This window comes from Aliiroseovarius sp. S253 (assembly GCF_049800855.1).
In the GTDB taxonomy this organism is placed as follows: Bacteria; Pseudomonadota; Alphaproteobacteria; order Rhodobacterales; family Rhodobacteraceae; genus Aliiroseovarius.
Genome location: NZ_JBNAFW010000001.1, coordinates 1,827,054 through 1,849,771 on the forward strand (window position 1 = coordinate 1,827,054; position 22,718 = coordinate 1,849,771).

At 59.4% G+C, this 22,718-nt stretch carries 20 protein-coding genes and 1 tRNA gene; 9 read left to right on the forward strand and 12 right to left on the reverse strand.

The genetic code is table 11. The features are described from left to right. Positions 1-39 precede the first annotated feature (39 nt). The 4 genes from ACP15F_RS08985 to ACP15F_RS09000 all read left to right on the forward strand — a co-directional run bounded on the left by ACP15F_RS08985 (position 40) and on the right by ACP15F_RS09000 (position 6,356). Positions 40-894, forward strand: coding sequence for a ferredoxin--NADP reductase (locus ACP15F_RS08985; protein WP_424940467.1), 855 nt, complete (start codon positions 40-42; stop codon positions 892-894). 107 nt (positions 895-1,001) lie between these two features. Then, a complete protein-coding gene (locus ACP15F_RS08990; protein ID WP_424940468.1) occupies positions 1,002-1,568 on the forward strand; it encodes an ImuA family protein in 567 nt (188 codons plus the stop codon). After that, positions 1,510-3,003, forward strand: a complete 1,494-nt coding sequence (locus ACP15F_RS08995; protein WP_424940965.1) for a Y-family DNA polymerase — start codon at positions 1,510-1,512, stop codon at positions 3,001-3,003. Before ACP15F_RS08990 ends, ACP15F_RS08995 begins: the two co-directional genes overlap by 59 nt. Continuing rightward, positions 3,000-6,356, forward strand: coding sequence for an error-prone DNA polymerase (locus tag ACP15F_RS09000; protein ID WP_424940469.1), 3,357 nt, complete (start codon positions 3,000-3,002; stop codon positions 6,354-6,356). Before ACP15F_RS08995 ends, ACP15F_RS09000 begins: the two co-directional genes overlap by 4 nt. A 73-nt stretch (positions 6,357-6,429) precedes the next feature. On the opposite strand, the gene ACP15F_RS09005 is transcribed toward ACP15F_RS09000, so the two are convergent. After that, a tRNA-Thr gene (locus ACP15F_RS09005) sits at positions 6,430-6,505 on the reverse strand. 47 nt (positions 6,506-6,552) lie between these two features. After that, the gene (locus tag ACP15F_RS09010) at positions 6,553-8,214 is read right to left on the reverse strand and encodes an ABC transporter permease (RefSeq protein ID WP_424940470.1); all 1,662 of its coding nucleotides are present in this window, start codon (positions 8,212-8,214) and stop codon (positions 6,553-6,555) included. Positions 8,215-8,301: 87 nt separating this feature from the next. Between ACP15F_RS09010 and ACP15F_RS09015 the strand changes: the two genes are divergently transcribed. Then, complete coding sequence (locus tag ACP15F_RS09015; protein ID WP_424940471.1) at positions 8,302-9,180, forward strand: hypothetical protein; 879 nt, start codon at positions 8,302-8,304, stop codon at positions 9,178-9,180. A gap of 45 nt (positions 9,181-9,225) precedes the next feature. Here the strand turns inward: ACP15F_RS09015 and ACP15F_RS09020 are convergent, their stop codons facing one another. After that, a complete protein-coding gene (locus ACP15F_RS09020) occupies positions 9,226-9,483 on the reverse strand; it encodes a DUF2312 domain-containing protein (protein WP_424940472.1) in 258 nt (85 codons plus the stop codon). Positions 9,484-9,637: 154 nt separating this feature from the next. On the opposite strand from ACP15F_RS09020, the gene ACP15F_RS09025 reads away from it, so the two are divergent. Continuing rightward, positions 9,638-9,853, forward strand: a complete 216-nt coding sequence (locus ACP15F_RS09025) for a hypothetical protein (RefSeq protein WP_424940473.1) — start codon at positions 9,638-9,640, stop codon at positions 9,851-9,853. Between the two features lie 50 nt (positions 9,854-9,903). Here ACP15F_RS09025 and ACP15F_RS09030 read toward each other — a convergent pair whose 3' ends face one another. From ACP15F_RS09030 to ACP15F_RS09065, 8 genes are all read right to left on the reverse strand, one after another. Beyond that, complete coding sequence (locus ACP15F_RS09030) at positions 9,904-11,988, reverse strand: 3-hydroxyacyl-CoA dehydrogenase NAD-binding domain-containing protein (RefSeq protein WP_424940474.1); 2,085 nt, start codon at positions 11,986-11,988, stop codon at positions 9,904-9,906. A 132-nt stretch (positions 11,989-12,120) separates the two neighbouring features. Further along, a complete protein-coding gene (locus tag ACP15F_RS09035; protein WP_424940475.1) occupies positions 12,121-12,333 on the reverse strand; it encodes a hypothetical protein in 213 nt (70 codons plus the stop codon). A 79-nt stretch (positions 12,334-12,412) separates the two neighbouring features. Next, a complete protein-coding gene (locus ACP15F_RS09040; protein ID WP_424940476.1) occupies positions 12,413-12,739 on the reverse strand; it encodes a TraR/DksA family transcriptional regulator in 327 nt (108 codons plus the stop codon). Positions 12,740-12,813: 74 nt separating this feature from the next. Further along, positions 12,814-13,812: a FliM/FliN family flagellar motor switch protein gene (locus tag ACP15F_RS09045; RefSeq protein ID WP_424940477.1), complete on the reverse strand. Its 999-nt coding sequence runs from the start codon at positions 13,810-13,812 to the stop codon at positions 12,814-12,816. A gap of 45 nt (positions 13,813-13,857) precedes the next feature. Further along, a complete protein-coding gene (locus ACP15F_RS09050; RefSeq protein ID WP_424940478.1) occupies positions 13,858-16,596 on the reverse strand; it encodes an ATP-binding protein in 2,739 nt (912 codons plus the stop codon). Beyond that, entirely contained in the window at positions 16,596-16,889 is a 294-nt protein-coding gene (locus tag ACP15F_RS09055; RefSeq protein ID WP_424940479.1) for a hypothetical protein, read from the reverse strand. The genes ACP15F_RS09050 and ACP15F_RS09055 overlap by 1 nt, the downstream gene beginning before the upstream one ends. 7 nt (positions 16,890-16,896) lie before the next feature. Next, complete coding sequence (locus ACP15F_RS09060; protein ID WP_424940480.1) at positions 16,897-17,265, reverse strand: response regulator transcription factor; 369 nt, start codon at positions 17,263-17,265, stop codon at positions 16,897-16,899. Positions 17,266-17,390: 125 nt separating this feature from the next. Then, the gene (locus ACP15F_RS09065; protein ID WP_424940481.1) at positions 17,391-18,731 is read right to left on the reverse strand and encodes a short-chain fatty acyl-CoA regulator family protein; all 1,341 of its coding nucleotides are present in this window, start codon (positions 18,729-18,731) and stop codon (positions 17,391-17,393) included. 298 nt (positions 18,732-19,029) lie between these two features. Between ACP15F_RS09065 and ACP15F_RS09070 the strand changes: the two genes are divergently transcribed. Beyond that, the gene (locus ACP15F_RS09070) at positions 19,030-19,314 is read left to right on the forward strand and encodes a glucose-6-phosphate isomerase (protein WP_142854628.1); all 285 of its coding nucleotides are present in this window, start codon (positions 19,030-19,032) and stop codon (positions 19,312-19,314) included. A 51-nt stretch (positions 19,315-19,365) separates the two neighbouring features. Here the strand turns inward: ACP15F_RS09070 and ACP15F_RS09075 are convergent, their stop codons facing one another. Next, on the reverse strand, positions 19,366-20,871 hold the full coding sequence (locus ACP15F_RS09075; protein WP_424940482.1) for a class I adenylate-forming enzyme family protein: 1,506 nt from the start codon (positions 20,869-20,871) through the stop codon (positions 19,366-19,368). A 120-nt stretch (positions 20,872-20,991) separates the two neighbouring features. Between ACP15F_RS09075 and ACP15F_RS09080 the strand changes: the two genes are divergently transcribed. Both ACP15F_RS09080 and accB read left to right on the forward strand, forming a co-directional pair. Then, positions 20,992-21,534, forward strand: coding sequence for a LuxR C-terminal-related transcriptional regulator (locus ACP15F_RS09080; protein WP_424940483.1), 543 nt, complete (start codon positions 20,992-20,994; stop codon positions 21,532-21,534). A 679-nt stretch (positions 21,535-22,213) separates the two neighbouring features. Next, entirely contained in the window at positions 22,214-22,711 is a 498-nt protein-coding gene (gene accB / locus ACP15F_RS09085; protein ID WP_424940484.1) for an acetyl-CoA carboxylase biotin carboxyl carrier protein, read from the forward strand. Positions 22,712-22,718 lie beyond the last annotated feature (7 nt).

Genomic DNA, 22,718 nt, shown 5'->3' on the forward strand with positions numbered 1-22,718 from the left:
TGACAGGAAAGGGCGGGGCATTGTGCCCTGCTGACGCTTATGAATGAAGTGACGCCCGTTATGGATGCTGAAACCAAAGTAAAACCGGTCCCCACCCTGCCCGACGCGCAGACCGTGACCGAAGTTGAACATTACACTGATCGTCTGTTCAGGTTCCGCTGCACGCGGCCTGCCAGCCTGCGCTTCCGCTCGGGCGAGTTCGTGATGATCGGGTTGATGGGCGACCCGCACCCGGAGACCGGCAAACAAAAACCGCTTCTGCGTGCCTATTCGATTGCATCTCCCAGCTGGGATGAAGAGCTGGAGTTCTACTCGATCAAGGTTCCGGATGGGCCGCTGACCTCGAAACTGCAGCACCTTGAAGTGGGCGACGAGATCATCCTGCGTCCGAAACCCGTTGGCACGCTGGTGCATGACGCCCTGATCCCCGGCAAACGCATCTGGTTCTTCGCCACCGGCACCGGCTTTGCCCCCTTCGCCTCGCTTCTGCGCGAACCGCAGACTTACGAGGATTACGACGAGGTGATCATCACCCACACCTGCCGTGAAGTGGGCGAGCTGACCTATGGTGCGAACCTGATCGAGGCGCTGAAAGACGATGAGCTTCTGAACGAAGTGATCGGTGAAGGCTTCTGGAAGAAGATCAAGTATTACCCGACCACCACCCGCGAACAGAGCCCCAAGATGGGCCGCATCACCGACCTGATGCGCTCGGGCGAGGCGTTCAAGGATCTGGGCGTCGAGCCGCTGAACCCCGACCATGACCGCGCGATGATCTGCGGCAATCTGGCCTTTAACCTAGAACTGAAAGAGATGTTCGAGGAATACGGGCTTGAGGAAGGCGCGAACTCGAAACCTGCGCAATATGTGGTCGAGAAAGCGTTCCTGGACTGATCCAAACAGATCACCGCTGACACATTCTCCGCCCGCTGCACCCTCGTGCCGCGGGCGGTTTTGTTCTGCGTATGTTCCTTTTGGCGACGCGGTGCTAATCTGGACCCATGCAGATTCTCGACCGGCCTCACTTTCCACCAGCCAAGACCCGCACGCATGAAGTGTACGGCCCCGGCGCGCAGGTCTTCGCCTTCGCGATTGCGGCGCGTTTGGGCGGTCCGTGCCTGTGGGTGCGCGGCGGATGGGACGCAGCCCAGATCAACCCAAACGGCTTTGCCCCTTTCATCAACCCGGCGGACTTTGCCCTGTGCAACACCAAGGACCAGATGCAATCGCTGGCCGTCGCAGAAGAAGCCCTGCGCGACGGGGCCGTTCCGCTTGTCGTGATGGCCCTGCACAAACCCCTTGGCCTGACCGAGGGCCGACGCCTGCAACTGGCCGCCCGCGATGGGAAGTCCACGGGGCTGGCCATCATCCCCGAAGGGATGGGCAGCAACGCCGCCGAAACCCGCTGGCATTGCGCGCCCGTTTTTGACCCGGATTATGGCGGCGAGGACTCGACTCTGCATCGGTGGGAGCTTAAAAAGAACAAATCAGGAACATTGGGTGTTTGGTATGTTCGATGGGATCGGGCGTCGCGTCATGTCGTTGTGGTTCCCCCGGTTGGCAAGTGACCGGGTTCTCCGCCGCTGCCCGCTGGATGGCCCCTTTGCCCTGACCCAGAAAATCAGCAACACGGATCGGCTGTATTGCCTGAATGGGCCAGCACTGAAACAGGGGCTGCACGTGGGCATGCCCTATTCCGACGCCCGCGCCTTTTGTCCCGACCTGCAGACGACCCCGGTGGACCTGCCACAGGACGACCGCTTCCTGCATCTTCTGCGCCGCTGGGCCACGCGCTATTGCCCATGGGTCGGGCTGGAAGGCCGGGATGGGCTGGTCTTGGACGTGACCGGAGCCACCCATCTGTTCGGCGGTGAAGACCGGATGTTGGCCGACATGCGCATGCGCCTGATGCGCGCCGGTCTGTCGGTGCAAATCGGGCTGGCGGACACGCGGGGCGCGTCTTGGGCCTTGGCACATTTCGGCGAAGGTGTGGCCCCTGCGGGCGATCCCCTGCCCGTGCTTCAGGCGCTGCCCGTGGCGGCGCTGCGGTTGGGGGACAAAACCACCACCGCGCTGGAACGGCTGGGCCTGCGCAAGATTGGCGATCTGGCCAGCACCGCCCGCGCGCCCCTTGCACGGCGCTTTGGGACGGATGTGCTGATGCGGCTGGACCAAGCCCTTGGCCACCAGCCCGAGGACATCACCCCGCTGGCCGACCCGCCCCATTTTGGGGTCCGCATGACCCTGCCCGAGCCCATTGGCCTGATCGGGGACGTGATGGCGGGAGTCTCGCGCCTGTTGGATCAACTCTGCGCCAAACTGCAAACGCACGAGATGGGCGCGCGGGTGCTGACGGTCACGGTGCGCCGGGTGGATCAGGACAGTCAGGACGTGGAACTGCGGCTGGCCCGCGCCTTGCACGATCCCCAGCGTATCCTGCCGCTCTTTGAACGCGGCTTGGCCGAGGTCGACGCAGGCTTTGGCATTGACCAACTCCGCCTGCAAGCCACCCAAGTTGAACCCCTGCGCGCCCAGCAGATCACCCATGCTTCGACCACGCAGAACGGCAGCGCGGGGCAGCTTGAGGATCTGGTCACCCGGATCGGCGCGCGCATTGGGCTTGAGAACATCCAGCGGTTCCTGCCCGCCGACAGCCACATCCCCGAACGCAGCTTCCTGATCGCCCCCGTCGCCTATTCCGAGGCCACGCGCGGCGGGCCATGGGCCTGCACGCAGCCCCGCCCCCTGTCCCTGTTCCCGCCCGAACCGATTGCCGCCCACGGACCTCAGCCGCCCAAACGCTTTCGCTGGCGGCGCATGTCCCTGACCACAGGGCGCGCCACGGGGCCGGAACGCATCGCGCCGGAATGGTGGCTTCCCGATGAAAACTGGCGATCTGGCCTGCGCGATTACTGGCGCGTCGAGACCACGCAAGGAAGGCGGCTTTGGCTGTTCCATACGCCGCAAAACCCCGGCTGGTTCGTACAGGGAGAGTTCGCATGACCCCGCCCGATACACCCCATCTGCGCAGCCTGCGCGCGCAAGGAAGCTCGTATGCCGAGCTCTGCGTCACCACGAACTTCACCTTCCTGACCGGCGCCTCGCATCCGGAAGAGCTGATCGTACGTGCCGCCGAGCTTGGATTGTCCGCCATCGCCATCACGGACCACAATTCACTGGCCGGGGTCGTGCGCGCGTGGTCCGCCTTGAAGCAACTCAGGCAAGAGGCCGACGAGGCGGTGAAAATCCAGTCACAGCAGCGGGTGGATTCTTCTTCGCGACAGAAAACCGGTCCTGAGACGCCGATTGCCAAACCAGATGCCCTCCAGCTGCCCAAGCTGATTGCCGGATGCCGCTTGATTTTGCAGGACAGCACGGTGGACTGGGTCGCCCTGCCCCGCGACCGCGCCGCCTATCAACGTCTGACGCGCCTTCTGACTTTGGGCAAACGCCGGGCCGAGAAAGGTCAGTGCACCCTCTACACCAAGGACATGCTGGAGGCGTGCAAAGGCATGATCCTGATCGCCCTGCCCCAGAAGAGGTTCAAGCAGGCCGTGTCCGAGATCCAGCAGATGCGCCGCCGCTTTCCCGATCACGTCTTTCTGGGGGCAGCACCCCGTTATGACGGCAGCGATCAGGCCTATCTGACCGCTTGCGCTGACTTGGCGCACCGCGCCTCGGCCCCGATGGTTGCGGTGGGGGATGTGCTGATGCATCACGCCAGCCGCCGCCAACTGGCCGATGTGCTGACTTGCATGCGCGAGCACATCACCATCGACCAGATCGGCACCCGTGCGCTGCCCAATGCCGAACGCCGCATCAAACCCGCCCGCGACATGATCCGCCTGTTTCGCAACCACCCCGGCGCGATCCGCCGCACGCTGGAAATCGCAGACCGGTGCAGCTTTGATCTGGGCGAGCTGTCCTATGAATACCCGCATGAAGAAGACGCGACTGAGCCCCCTTTCGCCCGGTTGGAACGGCTGGCGCATGAGGGGCTGGAACGGCGCTATCCCAATGGTGCGCCAGACCGTGCGCACACGCTCATGGCCAAAGAGCTGGCCGTGGTGAAAGATCTTGATTTCCCAGCCTATTTCCTGACCGTCCATGACATTGTGCAGTTTGCAAAATCGCAGGGTATTCTGTGTCAGGGGCGTGGATCTGCCGCCAATTCGATCCTCTGTTATCTTCTGGGCATCACCGATGTCAGCCCCGACATGATCTCGATGGTGTTCGAGCGTTTCATCTCGAAATACCGGGGCGAGCCGCCGGATATTGACGTGGATTTCGAACATGAGCGCCGCGAAGAGGTGATCCAGTGGATCTATCAGAAATACGGCCGCCACCGGGCGGGGCTCTGCGCCACGGTCATTCACTTCCGAAGCCGCGCGGCCATCCGCGAGGTCGGCAAGGTGATGGGCCTGTCGCAGGACGTGACCTCGAGCCTATCCGGCCAAATCTGGGGAATGAGCAATGGTGGCGTCGATCCCGACCGTATCCGCGAGGTTGGCCTTGATCCCGAAGACCGCCGTCTGATGCAAACCATTCATCTGATCCGCGAGGTCATCGGCTTTCCCCGCCACCTGTCTCAGCATGTGGGCGGGTTTATCATCACCCGCGGGCGGCTGGACGAGCTGGCCCCGATCGAAAACGCCGCGATGGAGAACCGCACCGTCATCTGCTGGGATAAGGATGACATCGACGCGTTGGGCATCCTGAAGGTGGATATTCTGGGGCTGGGGATGCTCAGCTGCCTGCGCAAAAGCTTTGCCCTGCTCAGCGAGTTCGAAGGGCAGGATCTGGGCATCGCCACCGTCCCGCAGGAAGACCCGACCACCTATGATATGCTCTGTGCCGCCGACGCGGTCGGGGTGTTTCAGGTCGAAAGCCGCGCCCAGATGAACTTCCTGCCGCGCATGAAGCCGCAGACCTTCTATGATCTGGTGATCGAGGTCGCCATCGTCCGCCCTGGCCCCATTCAGGGCGGCATGGTGCAGCCTTTTATCAAGCGACGCCAAGGGCTTGAGCAACCCGAGCCCTTCGGCCCAGAGCTGGAAGAGGTGACACGCCGCACCCTTGGTGTACCGCTGTTTCAGGAACAGGCCATGCAGATTGCCGTGGTCGGCGCGGGCTTTACCGCAGAAGAGGCCGACCACCTGCGCCGCTCTCTGGCCTCGTTCCGGCGGATGGGCACCATTGGCCAGCACCGCGACAAGTTCATCACCGGGATGCTGAAGAATGGATATAGCACAGACGTCGCAGAACGCTGCTTCGGGCAGATCGAAGGCTTCGCGGATTACGGCTTTCCCGAAAGCCACGCGGCGGCGTTTGCGATGCTGGCTTACGTCTCGGCTTGGATGAAATGCCACCACCCAGCGGTCTTTGCCTGCGCGCTTTTGAACTCGCAACCGATGGGGTTCTATGCGCCTGCCCAGATCGTGCGGGATGCGCGCGAACATGGGGTGGAAACGCGGCCCATCTGCGTGAACCACTCGGACTGGGACAACCGTCTGGAACGCCGCCCGGACGGCACGCTGGCGCTGCGCTTGGGCTTTCGCCAGATCAAAGGCTTTCGCGAGGAAGACGCGGGCTGGATCGTGGCGGCGCGCGGGAACGGATACCCGGACCCGCAAGCGCTGTGGCTGCGCGCGGGCCTGATCCCCGCCGCGCTGGAACGTCTGGCCGAGGCCGACGCCTTCGCTGATATGGGCCTGACCCGGCGCGACGCGCTGTGGCAGGTCAAGGCGATCCAAAGCCCCAAGCCCCTGCCGCTCTTCAACGACCCGATTGACGGCGAAAGCATCAACGAGCCATCCGTTGCCCTGCCCGCAATGCATCTGGGCGAGGAAGTCGTCGAGGATTACGTCGCCACCCGCCTAACCCTGCGCGCCCACCCGATGGAGCTGTTGCGCCCAAAAATTCCCGGCCTGACCCGCCATGACACGCTGCAACAGGTCCCGTTGGGCCGCCATGCGGTCTGCGGCCTTGTCATCACCCGCCAGCGCCCCGGCACGGCGTCCGGTGTAATTTTCCTGACGCTTGAAGACGAAACCGGCGTCAGCAATGTGGTGGTCTGGCCCAAGGTCTATGAGCAACACCGCCGCATCGTCATGGGCGCGCGGTTGTTGCAAGTGAAGGGCTATCTGCAACGCGAAGGCATCGTCGTACACCTGATCGCAAAAGAAATTACCGACCTGTCCTATAAGCTTTACGAACTTGGCCACCCGATGCCCGAAGCCCTGACCACCGAGGGCGCGCGCACCGACGACACCCCGAAACAGTCCCGCCACCCCGCCCGCGCCATGCATCCGCGCGATCAAGCCAAACGCTTGTTTCCCAGCCGGGATTTCCATTAGCGAACTGGGCGAATACGCATACATAAAGCCGCCGGTCTTGAAAGTTGGCCGTACAAGGTGTGTTTGGTGAAAATGGTGCCCCCACACGGACTCGAACCGCGGACCTACTGATTACAAATCAGTTGCTCTACCAGCTGAGCTATAGGGGCACTCGGGGACGATCTAATTGCTTCTTTCAGAAGGTGCAAGTGAAAGTTCAGCGGCGGCTGGCGCGGGCCATCAGGGCGACGGCGCAGAGGCCGACGGCGATGACCATCAGAGCAGGTGGGGCGGCCTGCCCCAGCTGTTCAAGCGACGCTTGCTCGTAAACTCGAGTGGCGAGGGTGCCATAGTTGAAGGGGCGCAAAAGCAGGGTTGCGGGTAGCTCTTTCACGCTGTCGACAAAGACCAGCAAAAGCGCTGTGCCAACCGAGCCGCGAATCAAAGGGAAGTAGACCTCGGTTAAAGCGCCGCGGGCCGAACGGCCTAGTGAACGGGCCGCCATCGGAATGTTGGGCGAGACGCGTTCAATTGCGGCATCGGTGGCGCCTTGTGCGATAGCGAAGAAGCGCACGCAATAGGCATAGATCACGGCAAAGGCAGTGCCCGTCATCACCAGACCGGGATCCCATCCCGTCACCGCAAGAACGCCATCCGCCATCGCGTTGTCCGCCGCCGCCATAGGGATCAGGATCCCAATGCCCAGAACGGCACCGGGCGCCGCATAACCGATGGTGGTGACAGGCATCAGTTTGCGCGCAAATGCACTGCCGGAAAGACGCACCCCGTAAACCAGAAACAGCGCGCCCAGCACTGTGACGAAAGCAGCGACTGCTCCGACGGTCAACGTGTGTACCAGAGCCGAGAACAGCCCGTTCGACAGCCAGTATTCCGGCTTGGCCAATGCGTGCGAGAACAGAACAGCTACGGGCAGCACAAAGCCGATTACGAAGGGGACTGCGCACAGCATCAACGCTGCCAAGCCGCCCAAACGCCCGAGCTGGCGCGGTTCGACCGGGCGGCTTTGGCGTGACATCCGATAGAACCGGCTGCGCGAGCGTCCGAGCTTTTCAAGCGCAGCCAACAGGAAAACGAAACCGAGAATGACCAAAGCAATCTGGGCTGCGCCTCCTGCGTTATGGCTTTCCAACCAGACGGTAAAGATGCCCGTGGTCAGGGTTTGCACGGCGAAATAGTCCACGACACCGAAATCCGACACCGTCTCCATCATCACGATGGCAACCCCTGCGGCGATGGCTGGTCGTGCAAGCGGCAGGCCCACGCGCCAGAAGCGAGCAAACGGCCCTGCCCCTAACGCGCGGGCGACCTCATAGGCATCAGCGGATTGCTCACGAAACGCCGCGCGGGCCAGAAGAAAGACATAGGGGTTCAAAGCCGCCGCCAGCACGACAATGGCCGCCCAGCGCGAGCGGATTTCAGGGAACCAATAGTCGCGCGCGCTTTCCCACCCGAACACAGACCGCAGACCGGTCTGAAGCGGTCCGGCATATTCCAAAAAATCGACAAGAGCATAAGCCCCGACATAGGCCGGAATCGCCAAAGGTGTCAGCAAAAGCCATTCGAGCCATCGCGCACCAGGGAAGCGATACATGGTTATTAGCCAAGCCGATCCTGTCCCTACCGCAGCGGATAAAAACCCGACGGACAGCGAAATGATCATCGTGTTGGTGACGTAGCGCGGCAAGGTGGTTGCCATTAAATGCGGCCACGCATTTTCTTCGGGCGTAAGCGCCAGCCAAAGGATCGAGAGGATCGGCAAAATCACCAGCGCGGCAATCACAATTGCCCCGACAGACCAAATATTTAGCCGAAGACGTGCGCGTCTTGGCGCCTCTATCCGAGTCTTTTGCTCAACCATGCACCGGCTTTAACCTGAAATTAGTTTAACTGTCCAGAAATCCCCAGTATGTTTCACTTTGGCAGGGCAGCAGAACACAGGCGGCAGATGAAAATCGCAATCCATATCGGCGCACATTGCACGGATGACGACCAGTTGACGAAGTCGCTTCTGAAAAACGCCAATCAGCTTTTCTCGGATGGGGTCGCCGTTCCCGGACCTACGCGGTATCGGGGTTTACTGGGCCAGATCATGGTCAAACTAAAGGGCAGTGTTGCCAGTGCCGACACACAGGACATGCTTATTGACGAGCTTATCGATTCCAAAGAAGCCAAACGGATTGTACTTGGGCATCAGCATTCCTTAGGCGTTCATCACCGCGCGATCGAAGACGGACGTCTTTATCCTTTGGCCGCGCGCAACACGTCTTGGATGCGTAATTTGTTCCCCGATCATGAAGTCTCCTACTACTTGGGGATCAGCAACATTGCCAATTTCATGCCCGACATCGCTTCCCATCTGGACGACGAGAAAAGAGAGCTCATGCTGGCGTCTGCGGACCCACGCGATCTGTACTGGGCGGACGTGATCGAAAGCATTCGTGACGCCAACCCAGATACTCCGATCACTGTGTGGTGCAATGAAGATACGCCACTGATCTGGCCAGAGGTCATGCATGCGATTTCAGGGGTAGATCGAGCCATCGAGCTTGAACGTGGAGGGCTCGACGTTCTTGAGCAGATTACCAAAGCGGACGGGATGACCCGACTGCGGGCCTATTTGCGCGAAAACCCGTTTCAGACCGACGTTCATCGCCGCCGTATATTGGCGGCTTTCCTTGACAAGTTTGCCAAGGACGGAGTGGTTGAGCACGAAATCAACCTGCCGGGCTGGACACAGGATTTGGTCGACGAGCTGACGGAAAACTATGAAAGTGATCTGAGAGACATCGCCAGAATTCCGGGCGTCACATTGCTGAGCGCATAAAAAAAGGGCCCCGCCGGGCCCTTTTCGTTCCTCAGCCTGAAGGGCTTACATGCCCAAGGCTTCCTTATACATGTCCAGCACCGCCTCTTCTTCTGCGATGTCATTGGCATCGCGCTTGCGAAGGGCGATCACCTTGCGCATGACCTTGGTGTCATAGCCACGGCCTTTTGCTTCTGCCATGACCTCTTTCTGTTGGTCCGCAATGTCCTTTTTTTCCATGTCCAAACGCTCGATACGTTCGATGAACTGGCGAAGCTCGTTTGCGGTGACGCGATAGCTGCTGTCGGTTTGTTGTTCGTCCATGGGGCCCTCTTACCTGTGATGATTGCCCGCAGATCGTGACAGGCGATGTTGAAACCCGATTTAGCCCGACAGTTGATCACCTTCAAGACCTCACAGGGCTTGCACAGCGGCATCCCGCGCGGTAGGCGCATGGAAACCAAAACAGGAGACCGCCATGGACTGGCTGATCATCGTAGGAGCAATCATGTCTGGTATCGGCCTGATCGGGTTGGTGGCCAGTGCGCTGAAGGTCATGAAAGCCAAGCGCGAAGGGCTTGAAGATGCGCAGCTGCGCGCACGCGTTCAAAAGGCCATGGCACTGAACATGGGCGCGCTTGGCCTGTCCGTTCTAGGTCTGATGTGCGTTATCCTTGGCGTTTCGCTGAGCTGATGTCGCGACGGGGCCACTTTCGGCCCCACCGCCCTTTTCAAAGCAAGTGCTTATAGGTCGCCAAACTTGCGACCGTTTTTGATCAGCTCGTCAAACAATGGGGACGGCGCCCAGAAACGTGGCTCTTCGGCCCGCCAGCTGGTCAGCGCGTTCTTCACTTTCAAAAGACCGACCTGATCCGCCGCCATCATCGGACCGCCGCGATGGCGCGGGAAGCCATAGCCATACAGAAGCACCACATCCACATCGGACGGGCGCAATGCGACACCCTCTGAAACCAGCCGGGCACCTTCGTTCGCCATCGCAAATAGGCAGCGGTCCTGAATTTCTTGATCCGAGAAACTGCGCGGCGTAATCCCTTGGGCGCGGCGTTCGTCCTCGATGATCTCCAATACGTCCGGGTTTTCTACCGGGCCATCCTCTTGATCGTGGATATAGTATCCGCGCCCCGCTTTCTGACCGAACCAGCCCTGTTCGCAGATCTTGTCTCCGATGCTGACATAGCGATCTTCTGGTGCGCGCGTGGCCGCTAGTCGCTTGCGCCGCGCCCACGAAATATCCAGTCCGGCCATATCCAAAACTTGATAGGGACCAATAGGAAAGCCGAAAGCGCGCATCGCTGCGTCGACCTGCGCCGGTGTCGCGCCATCTTCCAGCATGAAATCAGCCGCCAGCCGGTAGGCCGCAAGCACCCGATTACCGATAAACCCATCGGCCACCCCTGCCCGCACGGGCACTTTGCGCAGCTTACGCGCCAGTTCAAACCCGGTGGCCACCACGTTGGGATCGGTTTTCTCGCCGACCACAATTTCGAGCAGCTTCATGATGTGTGCAGGAGAGAAGAAGTGATACCCAACCACATCTTGCGGCCGCGAGATCGTCGCAGCCAATGCGTCGATATCCAGATACGAGGTGTTGGTCGCAAGGATCCCGCCCGGCTTCATCACCTCATCCAGCTGAGCGAACACGTTGCGTTTGACATCCTCGTCCTCGAATACGGCTTCGATGATCAAATCGACCGGAGTCAGATCCTGCATGTTTGTCGTACCGGTCAGGCGCGACAGGCGCCCTTCACCGGTGGCTGCGTCGATGCGGCCTTTGGCGACCGATTTATCATAGTTGCTAACGATGCGCTGAACGCCACGCTCCAGCCCGTCCTGATCACGCTCGACCAGCACGACTGGGAACCCTGCGTCCAGACAGGCGATCGCAATGCCAGCGCCCATGGTTCCGGCTCCGACAACACCAATGGACGTGACCGGGCGCAGCGTCGCCCCCTTCAGCTCGGGGACTTTCGCCGCACGACGCTCGGCAAAAAACGCGTGGCGCATGGCCGTTGCTTCTGGACCTGTTTCGCAGTCATCAAAAGCCGTGCGTTCCATTGCGATGCCAGCCTCGAACGGCAGGATTTGGGCGGCTTCGACGCAGTCGATGATCCGCGCAACCGAGGGCAGCGGATCGTTCTTCATCTTTTTGCGACGGGCGGCAACGGCGTTCGCAAATGCGACTGCATCCTGCAGACCATCGGCGCGGTCACGGGTTGGGCGGGTCTTGGCACCCTCCAAGACGACCTGTTGTGCCATCGCAAGCGCGGCATCGTCCACGTCAGTTTCGGCAATCTTGTCGATCAACCCAAGACCAAGCGCTTTCTTGGCCTGGATTGGTTTGCCTGACAGCATCAGATCCAAAGCAGCTTCGGCCCCGACGATACGCGGTACGCGCTGTGTCCCGCCCCCGCCCGGCAGAACGCCCAACTTCACTTCGGGCAAACCCAACTTGGCGTTATTCAACACGACGCGGTAATGGCACGCCAGCGCCAGTTCAAACCCTCCGCCAAGCGCGTTTCCATGCACTGCAGCGATTGTAGGTTTCGGACTGGTTTCCAGAAGGTCGCACACTTGCGACAGGATCGGTGTCTCACGAGGGCGTCCAAACTCGCGCACATCGGCACCCGCAGGGAACGTGCGCCCACTGGCCACAAGCACGATCGCCTTTACGGCATCATCCGAGATCGCCGCCTGTATCTGCCTAGATAATCCTGTTCGCACCGCATGGCTTAGGGCATTGACGGGCGGATTATCAATTGTGATGACCGCAATATTGTTCTCGACGCGCAGGGTGACAGGCTCGGACATGGTTCCTCCGTGATCAGTTGCCTCCAAGGGGCAGATCGGGGGCGGTCTTGTCAATGGCTGTTGGCGCCATCAAGACACTTTTCCCGACCGCCCGGTCGGATATGTCACAATCCAAAGTGCTCACCGCACCTGTCAGATGGGCATATTGTCGAACAGGTCGTCCGCGTCATCGTCTTCCAGCTTTTCCTCGAAGTTACGAATGTCTTCGGGCACTGGCAGACCAAGCTTGTCCAGCTCGGCAATTTTCTCGCGCAGTTGTTCCTGCAAAACGTGGCGATCTTCGGGCCGTTTCGCAATCTCGTCCAGAATCATACTGATCGAGGCTTTAAGTTCTTCAAACGCCATGGCGTTCTCCCTTTCATGTCAATCGGTTGGGCGAAGTCTTTAAATCACCAAGCCTTCACCCATCCAGTGGCAGCAGCAGTCAAGCGTGCTTGGCCGCGCAATCCCGACAGAACGGCGTATGCGGCAGCACGTTCAGTCGTTCGGGTGAAATCTCGTTTCCGCATTCGACGCAATAGCCGAACTCGCCCTCATCCATACGGGCAAAAGCTGCCTTGATTTGCGCGATTTCGGTCTGGCCCGAGTTACCCAGACCTTCCAGAACCTCGTCTTCCTCGCGTTCGACAGCCAGTTCTTCCCAGTCTTTCGACTGGTGGCCTTCCAATTCATCTTCAATCTCGTGAAGGCGCTTGTCTAGTTCATTCATCCGCGCCGTCAGAATTCCACGATACCTGTTCACATCTACCATAGCGTTCTCCTTTGCCTCGACTTTGGAGCGTGACAGCAAAATCTGCATTGATGCAGGTCAAGCAATTCCAGGCTTTAAGAGTTCTGCAAATCGCCCCCTACGACTGGCAGATCCGGAGCGGTTGAGGACAAGGATGTCGTAGACATCGCAGTGTCCACCGATGCCATCGGGAGCGCCGGGCTCATGTCAACAGGCACCGCGGTTCCGATGCGCAAAGCCCTCTGGCCATGTATCTGGCCCAGTCGACACGTCGTCACAATGTCCCCCTTGGGGTCCAACAAATCAACATGCCCGAGCGCCTGTGCCGGCACAGGGATCATCATCCCGACCTCAAGCTTAGCGACATCCGTCACCGGCAAATGCACCTGATGAAGGATGGCACGTAATTCTGCCTGACAGGTCATTGCTACATCCGCGAGGGTTGCATCCGTCGTGCCCCCTTCTACAGCTGCATCTCGTTTGGTTTTGGCTGGAGGATCGAACGGGAGGATCAGCGTCAGAGCGCCCTGTTTTGCCCCACCTGCTAGGTCCAACTCAGCCCGATAAGTTCGGTACATTACATTTTCGAGCGTCAGCGGGATCAACTGTGGATCCATGAACGGCAATGCATAGCGATATCCAGTCACCTGCGCGGCAATTTCTAACTGCGCGTCTTGGACTTCCGCCTCAAAACACTCAAGCAATCGGTCCACGAAGTCTGCGCAAATGGCAGCATCCGTACGTGTGGGCGAACGATCACCGGGGACGAGGGCATTTGACACTTTACCAATCGTCAGGGCTTCGACCAGCCCAACCATCAACGCACCGTCCAGAATAACCATCCCAAAGCCGCTGTCTGGTCCTTCCACCAAACAAAGCAGAGCTTGTTCGGGAAGTTCATCCAGCACCGCGTCCAATACCGCCTTACCTTCGACGGACGATCGCATTGCAGTGGATATCTTGGCCACATCCTGCGCCGCGCGTTGAAGTGCATTTCCCAATGCTCCGGTCGCGGTGAGCGGACTTATCCCCGAAGGCGGTCGCCCTGCCCCGGCTTTGCGTTGCAGCACGCTGAGAGTTTCTGGATCGGCCATATCAATTCCAAGCGATTGGTCGCTCCGACACTGCCAAGACAAGGTTTACAAATGATTGACGCCCACGTTCGAAACATGGCCAAGGGGGGATGGGGTGCTAACAGGCAAGGTGACGCGGAACGCTGCGCCACTCTGCCCGGGCAAATAGGTGATTGCACCTCCCAGTTTATCCATGATCTCGCGACAGATGGCCAGTCCAAGCCCAGCCCCCCCGGCCGCCGTCTGATCCGATAAGCGCGAGAATTTTTCGAAGATCATCGACTGACTTTCCAAAGGCACACCGCTGCCATTGTCGACAAAGTCCACCTGCAGCTGGCCTCCGCGTTGACGCACACGGATCGCTAGCCGCTTGCCGTTTGCGTCACAGTATTTCGCAGCATTCGAGATCAGGTTGATGAACACCTGCGCCAACCGGTCGGTGTCCGTGTAAAGCGCAATTCCTTCATCCGATCGATTGCGGTGGATATGCATCTTTTCTTGATCAATAACCGAGCTCGTCGCTGCAATCGCCCGGTCAAGAACTTCACGCACGACCTCGCGCCGAGGATAAAGCTGCACTTGACCGTTTTCCAGCACACTGAGATCCAGAAGATCGTCCAAAAGCCGGGTCAAACGCACGCTTTCATCATGGATGATCGAGGCATGGCGCGCGGCCGCCTCGGGATCATCGGCACCGCCGTCACGCAGAATTTCCGAAAACGCACGGATCGAGGTCATGGGGGTACGAAGTTCGTGGCTGATCTGGCTTAGGAACGCATCTTTCTGGATCGACAGCTGGGTCAGCTTTTCGTTCACTTCGGACAGCTGGCGGGCTGTGGTAGTCAGCTCAAGCTGCTTCGCTTCCATCTGCGATGTCTGTTCCAGCATTTGCTGGGTTTCGTCGGCAACGGCCATTAGGTCATCGACCGATATGGTCGCCCCGCCAAGGATCTGCGCGATCATCGCATGTGCGGTCGCCGACCCCACGAGGCCCGACAACTCCCGTTCCAATCGCCCGATGAAATCTGGCGTCGTGTCCGGAAGGTAACCCTGCTTTCCTTGCTGCTCGGCTTGCGCTTGAAACCACGCCTGTGCCTGATCCGCGCCCATGATCTGTTGCGCCATAACCAGAAGGTCTTCGGATGTGGCCGCGCTGAAGCTGTGGCCGCGCGCGGGCCCCGAGTGATCCAGCACGTTAACGAATTGGGCCGCCTGCAGGCGCTCCAGCGGACTGGGGAAAGACAGAAGCGAGATCAGGACGAACACCGCACAGTTCAGGATCAACGACCAGAATAGCGCGTGTACGACCGGGTCCAACCCGTCCACTCCGAACAAAGCTTGCGGGCGCAGCGCTTCAATCCCCCAAGGACCATGCGCCAACATGGTGCCGGTCATTACGCCTGCCTCTCCGAAGCTGGGCAGGAAAAGCGTATAGGCCCAAATTGCAAAGCCGGTGATAAGCCCGGCGACCGCGCCGTTTCGCGAAGCACCGCGCCAGAACAGCCCGCCCGCCATAGCTGGCAACACCTGTGCCACACCAGCGAACGAGATCAACCCGATCGCCGCAAGCGCCGCCCCGCCACCGGATATGCTGTAATAAAAGTATCCCAGAACCAGAATGCCTCCGATGGACAACCGGCGCGCGGTCAGCAGGATCCGTCGGACATCGCCATACTCCGACGCCCCAGCCCCAAGTCGTGTCGACAGCCAGATGGGCATAATGATGTGGTTTGACACCATGGTCGCCAGCGCAATCGAGGCGACAATGACCATCGAAGTGGCCGAGCTGAATCCCCCAAGGAATGACAACATCGCCAACCCATCCCGCTCGAAATACAAAGGCAGGGTCAGGACGAACAGGTCCGGGTTCTCGCCCTTTGGCAACAGGGCCAGCCCCACCACCGCGATTGGAATGACGAACAAGCTCATCAGAAACAGGTAAAGCGGAAAGGCCCATGACGCAGTGGCTAGCTGGCGTTCATCCACGTTTTCAACCACCATCACCTGAAACATGCGCGGCAGGGTCAGAAAGGCCGCCGCAGACAGGAACGTCAGTCCAACCCAGCGTCCGCCCTGCAGCGCCCACGCGCCTTCTGGGGCAGCCTGAATGGCTTGCTCCATAGCGATCGCGATGCCCTGAGGCCCGCCACCAATGCCCCAAACAACAAAAATACCCACCGCCAAAAGCGCCACCAGCTTGACCACGGCCTCGACCGCGATGGCCGTGACAACGCCGTGATGGCGTTCGTTCACATCAAGGTTGCGGGTGCCAAAAAGGATGGTGAACAAGGCCAGGCCGCCCGCGACCCACAGGGCGGTTTGCTCCAAATCGGGAATGGCCCATCCGGCGGATCGGTCGCGCGCAAAAACGGCAAAGGACAACGTAACCGATTGCAATTGAAGCGCAATGTAGGGCGTGGAGCCGATCACGGCGATCAGCGTGACAAGCACCCCCAGAAGGTTCGACTTACCATAGCGCGATGATACTAGATCCGCGATCGAGGTGACGCGCTGGCTGCGTCCGACCCGCACCAATTTGCGCAAGAACCACCACCAGCCGATCATCACCAGAGTCGGCCCCAGATAGATTGTGACGAACTCCAACCCCGATCGCGCCGCATAGCCGACCGCCCCGTAAAAGGTCCAAGCTGTACAATAGACCGACAAGGACAGCGTATAGATCATGGGCGAGGACAGAAATCGCACCTTACTACGCCGCGCTCGTTTATCGGCCACAAAGGCGACGATGAACAGCATCACGACGTAAAGAAAACAAACGACGACCAGCGTGTTGAACGTCAGCATCAGCGCAGACCTGTGTTTTCTTCATTGGATTGAGGGGCTTCGCGAGGTGTTCCTGAAGCAGCACCTGAAGCCTCTCGCCCAAGATAACGGGCAAGGACAAACGCGGATAGTATCAGAAGGAACCATGCCGAGAACACATAGGCCAGGCGCGCCGATCCGATCACCCCGCCTACCATCAGGGGCAGAAGAAACAAAATCACGCCCAACAGCGGCAAAAGCCGCGCAGCGTCTTCGATCCGGCGCCTGCGATAGCTTTGGCGTGCAAGAAACAAGGGTTCACGCGGAGACCTCATGCCCCTTTCACCCTCCAACCAGCTCGCGCAGATTGCTTAGCATTTCGGTGTTCGAGAAAGGCTTGGTCATGAAACGGTTCACGCCCAACCGCTCGGCCAACTCGCGGTCGGTTTTCTGTCCCTTGGCGGTCAACATCAAAACCGGAAGCGCGCGCGTGGCATCCGAACTACGCAGATCCTGCAGGATGTCATAGCCTGATTTGCCTGGCAGCATCACATCAAGGATCAGCACATCGGGTTTGACGTCATGCACAGCTTGCACCGCAGTTGTCCCGCTGGCATGGGTCGACACCCTCCAGCCATCACGGCTTAAGATGAAGCTGATAGCCTCGGCGATGTTCGGTTCATCCTCGATGACCAACACCTGTTTTGACATACGCCCCTCCCCCGAGATGCGGCATTTCCACACCGTCCAACGACTATCGCCAAGATCATTGTCTCAATCAAGCAAAACACGCCCACACGACAAAGTTGCATCGCTTGGCACAAGGTCGAACGGGATCACCCCGCCGACAGGATTGTCGCCTCTCGGCGCGCAGAACAATCGGTCCGCGGGCAGACACGACAGGTCGAGCCAACTTCAATCGGCGTGGCGAGTGACAAAGCCTCTCCGTCCAATGCATCATCCAGCTCGCGGACCAGCATGACAGCCTCAAGCGCCGGAGGCTGATCAAAGGACGGCGCATCTCGTTGCACGCAAATTGCCTGACACACATGTCGCCGCCTTGCACCGCCCGGTTGGCGGACCACGGCGCGGATCGGGCGTCCGGGCTGTGCAAGGGCTTGAAACAACGGCCAATAGGGACAGGCAGCCCCGAACCGAGGCAGGCTAAATCCGGGTACGGCTTTGCGCAGCACCAGCGCCCCTGCACCATCACAACTGATTACACCAGCAGCCATCCCGTCAGAACGCGCAGGAACGAATGCGATCCGACGCATAACCGATGGCAAGGGCTGACCAAAAGAACGCGCCAAAGCGACCGGGTCCCAACCAAGTGACTCGCGTTCGGCTTGAAACTCCTGCACGGGCATAGCTTCGGCATCCGCCACATATTGCGTTAGGAATTGTCGCGCCATGTCTTGTGCTTCGCGCGTGGTCAAAGCCGCGCTTTCCGAGATAACCATTCCTATCGCCTTATCTCGGGCATTTTCTTTCCAGACTGCCGGGTTCTCGAGGTCGGAGAAGAAGTGGTTGTGAAGTTCGAGGAACGTGGCAAGCTCCTCTGCTGGACCAATAGGCACGACCTCTTCGCTGTTACCGGCGTCCAGAAATTCGACCAACCCCTGTGCAGCACCTGACAACCGCATCCCTTCATCACGCATGTTGCGCAAGAAACGGTCCTGCCATTCCTGATCAACCTCGCCGCCGCCCGACAAAATGGCCGCCGTAGAGCGGATCGCCGTCACGGCCGAGATCACTTCGTGCAGCGATGCCGCCAGTTCCGGATCGTGGGTCAATCGATCGGATAGCGCCTCGACCATCTGCTCAAGCTCTTGAATGCGCTGATTTTGCGCCATGACCAAAGACGCCCAGCCGGGGAAGCGACCTGCGAAGTCTTCGGACCGATCCAATTCGGCCTGCGCCTGCGGCAGCCGCTTATCCGCTTCACTAAGCGCGCCCAGAAGTGCAGCCTCGGCTCCTTCCGCCAGAACGGCCGGGTCTGTCTTCAGCGCTCCTGCAATCGCGTCCAGCAGACTATCCCCAACCCGCCTGCGGTTATGCTCGATCAGGTTCAGATAGGCCGCCGATATCCCAACCTCTTTGGCCAGCGCCGCCTGTTTCAGCCCCAGCACAAGCCTGCGTTCGCGAATTCGGCTTCCTGCAAGTCTGGAATGCGGCATAACGAGATTAGCTTTCTTTAGGTTGACGGGGCAGTTCCTGAGTTTTCAAACCAAACGCGCAGGAAGGTTGTAGTTTACAAAAAGGTTTTGCGTTTATAACCTGTTATCACAGATTTTTCAAAGACGATCCTGACAAGAAACACAGATTAACAAGTTTCAAAATCACGCCACCTCTTACGCAGCACGTTCTGGGTGGCAAAATCCCGCCGGGTTCGGACGAGAATGCGCTGATCAGTTTCCTTGACCTGTCAATCGCCTAGAAAGAGTATGAAAACAGCCTTTCATCCTGGAGGATAACATGAAGAAATCCGTATTGACCCTTGCCTGTGTGGCTTCGCTGGCGTTGACCGCCTGCATGAACCGCCCACTGACCGATCAAGAGAAAACCATCATCGGCGGCGTTGCCGGTATCGGCGCTGGCCTGATCACGGCCAATGCCATTGGCGCCAACAAGAACTGGACAGTTCTGACCACGCTGGCTGGCGCTGCTGCTGGCATCATGGTTGCTCGCAATAGCCACACCAACATGTGCGCCTATTCGAACGGCGACGGCACCTATCGTCAGCGCCCCTGCCCGGTCTGATTTAGACACAGCAGAATGTGACAAGGCGCGCCCGAAACGGCGCGCCTTTTTTTATATGCAAAGCTTGCGAAGCTCGGTTTTCAGCACTTTGCCATAGTTGTTCTTCGGCAGCTCCTGCACAGCAGAATAGGCCTTGGGGCGTTTGAACCGTGCGATATTGGCCAAACAATGCGCGTCTAATGTGGCCTCGTCCAAACTTGCGCCTTCCGCCAAAACGACAAATGCGACAACGTCTTCGCCCCATTCCGTGCTGGGGCGCCCCACTACGCTAACCTCATGCACATCCGGATGGGTCAACAGCGCCTCTTCCACCTCGCGCGGATAGATATTCGTCCCGCCCGAGATGATCACGTCCTTAGACCGGTCCCGCATGGTCAAATAGCCGTCTTCATCCAAAAATCCCATGTCTCCGGTCATCAGCCAGCCATCTACTAGCGTTTTCGCGGTGGCCTCGGGATTGTTCCAATAACCGGGCATGACGGGTGTGCCGCGCACCATGATCTCACCAACTTCGCCGGGCGGCAAAGGTAGACCAGCAGCATCCCCAATCCGTACCTCAACCACACTTTGCGCCCGCCCGACCGAGGCCAGACGCTCGCGCCAGCGCGGATGGGTGCGGTCAGCCACATCGTCACGCGACAGGGCGGTGATCGCCATCGGGCATTCGCCCTGCCCATAAATCTGGATAAAACGTGGACCGAACCAGTTTACCGCGTCCTCAATGTCGGCCAGATACATCGGACCTCCGCCATAGACGATGGTCTTGATCCCTTCGCCGCGACGCCCGGCTGCCTCCGCAATATCCGTGAACCTCCTTACCATCGTCGGAGCCATGAACATTTGAAGCGGGCCTTGTTTCTCGGCCGTATCCAAAAGCTCGATCTCGTCAAATCCGCCAGAGGCCGGTGTGATATGTCGCGCGCCGCGGGCCACGTGGATGGGCGCATAGATGCCCGCGCCGTGGCTCATCGGGGCCATATAAAACACTGCATCTTCAGGCGAGACATCATCGCAATCCAACAGATAGGACAGCGATGTCGACCGGATCATTCCGTGGCTGATATAGACTCCCTTGGGCTGCCCGGTTGTGCCCGACGTATAGAACAGCCACGCCAGATCGTTATCCGCGCGCTCCGCGACTGGTAGCGGATCATGATTGCAAAGCTCGGTAAACGTGTCGTGCTCGACATGGATCAACGGCACGTCGATAACGTCTGACAGGTCAGAGGCCAGGTCATCCGTCGCCAATACCAGCTTCGCGCCAGAGTTATCGACGATGAAGGCGGCCTCTTTCGGGTGGAGCTTTGCATTGATCGGCACAACCGCCGCCCCCAGCCCCCAAACACCGTAGAAGCCCAGAAGATACTCGGGGCAGTTCTTCATGAAAAGCGCGACCCGGTCGCCCGGCCCGACACCATGCGCGGCCAGTGCAGCGGCCAGACCCTGCGCAGCCCGAAAAAACTCCGCATAGGTAAAGACCTGTTCCGGCCCGCGAAACACCGCCGGCCGGTCCCCTTTGATCTGCGCTGTGCGCTCAAGCCAATGCGCCAGATTCATGAGACTTCCCTTTCGCCCTGATCGACCAAACGACTATCGAACGACAGTTTGCATCCATGCAAGCCCCGTAAAACTACGCAACTGTTTGAATTGTCGTCGAAGCTTTGGCAGGATAGGGCCATGACGCAGATGGATCTTGCCTTCATGTACGCGCCCACGGGGCTTGCACTGACCGAAAACAGGATCGTGCGCCAATGCAACTTGCGCTTTGCCGAGATGTTTGGAGCCGAAGTCGACAGCTTTCGCGATATGTCGCTAGAGCGGCTGTACCCGTCCTTGAAAGACTATGAGAAAGTGGCGCGCGTCGGGGGTGACATCCTGCGTGAAACCGGACGGTACGAGGACGAGCGCGTCATGCGGCGCCTAGATGGCGACGTGTTTTGGTGCCGGGTGCGTGGCACCAGCCTGACGCCAGATGACCCTTTCCGACAAGGGGTTTGGAGCTTTGCTGACCTCTCTGCCGAGCGCCCAGTGGTCGAATTGACTCCGCGTGAACGCGATGTGGCGATTCTGACCTGTCAGGGTAAAACTTCGAAAGAGATCGGCCTTTCGTTGGGACTAAGCTATCGCACTGTCGAAGCGCATCGCGCACGACTGCTGCAAAAGTTCGGCGCACGCAAACTGCCCGAGCTTGTGGCGAAGTTTTCGGGCATGCCGATTTAAGGCGCAGTTAACCTTCGTGTGGATTCTCTTGCACGCCTTAATCTTCAGTTAATCCCGAGCCGACTATACTGGTATTTGGTGGGGGCTCCGCAAAAGACGGAGCTTACAATGGAATTCACGATACCGTCCCCTTTGGGGGCGCAAGCCACGATTGCGGCACAACAGCCGGCGCGTCCGGCACCTGATCCGACGCGGGTCGAAAAGGCCCCTAGAGCCGGCAAGGCGCGAGCGGATACGCACAACGCAACGAACCATGGCAATACGCAGGCACCGAGCAACCGCGCGAACCGAAACGCGACCGAACCGCCGCCGGACCCGAACCAACCAGTCGGGCCGCCGCCCTCCTTTCAAGTGAACGTCCTTGAGATGGAACGTGAGTTACAACAGCGGCTAGCGCAGATCGAGCTTTCGCGATCTTTGGAGGACCAGAGCTCTCTTCAGGTGACTGGACCTGAGCACGAAGATCCGGTCAAACCGGCCTCTGACAGGGCCGATTGACGAGAACTTGGGTTTTGTGCCAGAAATCCCCGGTCCGCCCCGCCAATTCCTGACCGAATTCGGGCGATTTTCCGTTTTCACGATCCTTCTTGCTTTTCTCCCCTTACGTGGCGTCCTATAAGCGTTGCAAAGACACAAAGCCTGCATAGATAGACAGGCAGACAATCTAGGGCGAGGACCCATGGCCAAGAAAAATCACGATACCGATGTGGCATTCATCGAAGCACTGGCGAAACTGCTTCAGGAAAACGACCTGACCGAATTGGAAGTCATGCGCGACTATGGCGAAAACGACAGCCTGAACGTGCGCGTCAGCCGCGCCAAAGAGGTCGTTCAGCAGGTCACCGCCCCTGTTGCCGCAGCCCCGGCCGCAGTCGCAGCACCGGCTGCTGCAGCCCCCGCAGCGGAAGCACCAGCTGCCGCGTCAGACGATCCTGCAAGCCATCCGGGCGCTGTACCTTCGCCCATGGTCGGCACCGCCTATCTGCAAGCCGAACCCGGCAGCCCGGCATTTGTCAACGTTGGTGACACCGTGTCGGAAGGCCAGACTGTTCTGATCATCGAAGCAATGAAGACGATGAACCAGATCCCGGCCCCGCGCGCAGGGAAGGTCACTCGCATCTTGGTCGAAGATGGCTCGCCCGTTGAGTTCGGCGCGCCCCTGATGATCATCGAATAAGGGACAT

Excerpts from the sequence above, each read along its gene's own strand:
- ACP15F_RS09055 (WP_424940479.1), bottom strand. The coding sequence starts at position 16,889 with ATGAGGTCTCCGCGTGAACCCTTGTTTCTTGCACGCCAAAGCTATCGC.
- ACP15F_RS09015 (WP_424940471.1), top strand. The coding sequence starts at position 8,302 with ATGAAAATCGCAATCCATATCGGCGCACATTGCACGGATGACGACCAG.
- ACP15F_RS09025 (WP_424940473.1), top strand. The coding sequence starts at position 9,638 with ATGGACTGGCTGATCATCGTAGGAGCAATCATGTCTGGTATCGGCCTG.
- ACP15F_RS09050 (WP_424940478.1), bottom strand. The coding sequence starts at position 16,596 with ATGCTGACGTTCAACACGCTGGTCGTCGTTTGTTTTCTTTACGTCGTG.
- ACP15F_RS09035 (WP_424940475.1), bottom strand. The coding sequence starts at position 12,333 with ATGGCGTTTGAAGAACTTAAAGCCTCGATCAGTATGATTCTGGACGAG.
- ACP15F_RS09010 (WP_424940470.1), bottom strand. The coding sequence starts at position 8,214 with ATGGTTGAGCAAAAGACTCGGATAGAGGCGCCAAGACGCGCACGTCTT.
- ACP15F_RS09040 (WP_424940476.1), bottom strand. The coding sequence starts at position 12,739 with ATGGTAGATGTGAACAGGTATCGTGGAATTCTGACGGCGCGGATGAAT.
- ACP15F_RS09000 (WP_424940469.1), top strand. The coding sequence starts at position 3,000 with ATGACCCCGCCCGATACACCCCATCTGCGCAGCCTGCGCGCGCAAGGA.
- ACP15F_RS08985 (WP_424940467.1), top strand. The coding sequence starts at position 40 with ATGAATGAAGTGACGCCCGTTATGGATGCTGAAACCAAAGTAAAACCG.
- accB (WP_424940484.1), top strand. The coding sequence starts at position 22,214 with ATGGCCAAGAAAAATCACGATACCGATGTGGCATTCATCGAAGCACTG.
- ACP15F_RS09060 (WP_424940480.1), bottom strand. The coding sequence starts at position 17,265 with ATGTCAAAACAGGTGTTGGTCATCGAGGATGAACCGAACATCGCCGAG.
- ACP15F_RS08995 (WP_424940965.1), top strand. The coding sequence starts at position 1,510 with ATGTTCGATGGGATCGGGCGTCGCGTCATGTCGTTGTGGTTCCCCCGG.
- ACP15F_RS09080 (WP_424940483.1), top strand. The coding sequence starts at position 20,992 with ATGACGCAGATGGATCTTGCCTTCATGTACGCGCCCACGGGGCTTGCA.
- ACP15F_RS09030 (WP_424940474.1), bottom strand. The coding sequence starts at position 11,988 with ATGTCCGAGCCTGTCACCCTGCGCGTCGAGAACAATATTGCGGTCATC.
- ACP15F_RS09065 (WP_424940481.1), bottom strand. The coding sequence starts at position 18,731 with ATGCCGCATTCCAGACTTGCAGGAAGCCGAATTCGCGAACGCAGGCTT.
- ACP15F_RS09045 (WP_424940477.1), bottom strand. The coding sequence starts at position 13,812 with ATGGCCGATCCAGAAACTCTCAGCGTGCTGCAACGCAAAGCCGGGGCA.
- ACP15F_RS09020 (WP_424940472.1), bottom strand. The coding sequence starts at position 9,483 with ATGGACGAACAACAAACCGACAGCAGCTATCGCGTCACCGCAAACGAG.
- ACP15F_RS09070 (WP_142854628.1), top strand. The coding sequence starts at position 19,030 with ATGAAGAAATCCGTATTGACCCTTGCCTGTGTGGCTTCGCTGGCGTTG.
- ACP15F_RS09075 (WP_424940482.1), bottom strand. The coding sequence starts at position 20,871 with ATGAATCTGGCGCATTGGCTTGAGCGCACAGCGCAGATCAAAGGGGAC.
- ACP15F_RS08990 (WP_424940468.1), top strand. The coding sequence starts at position 1,002 with ATGCAGATTCTCGACCGGCCTCACTTTCCACCAGCCAAGACCCGCACG.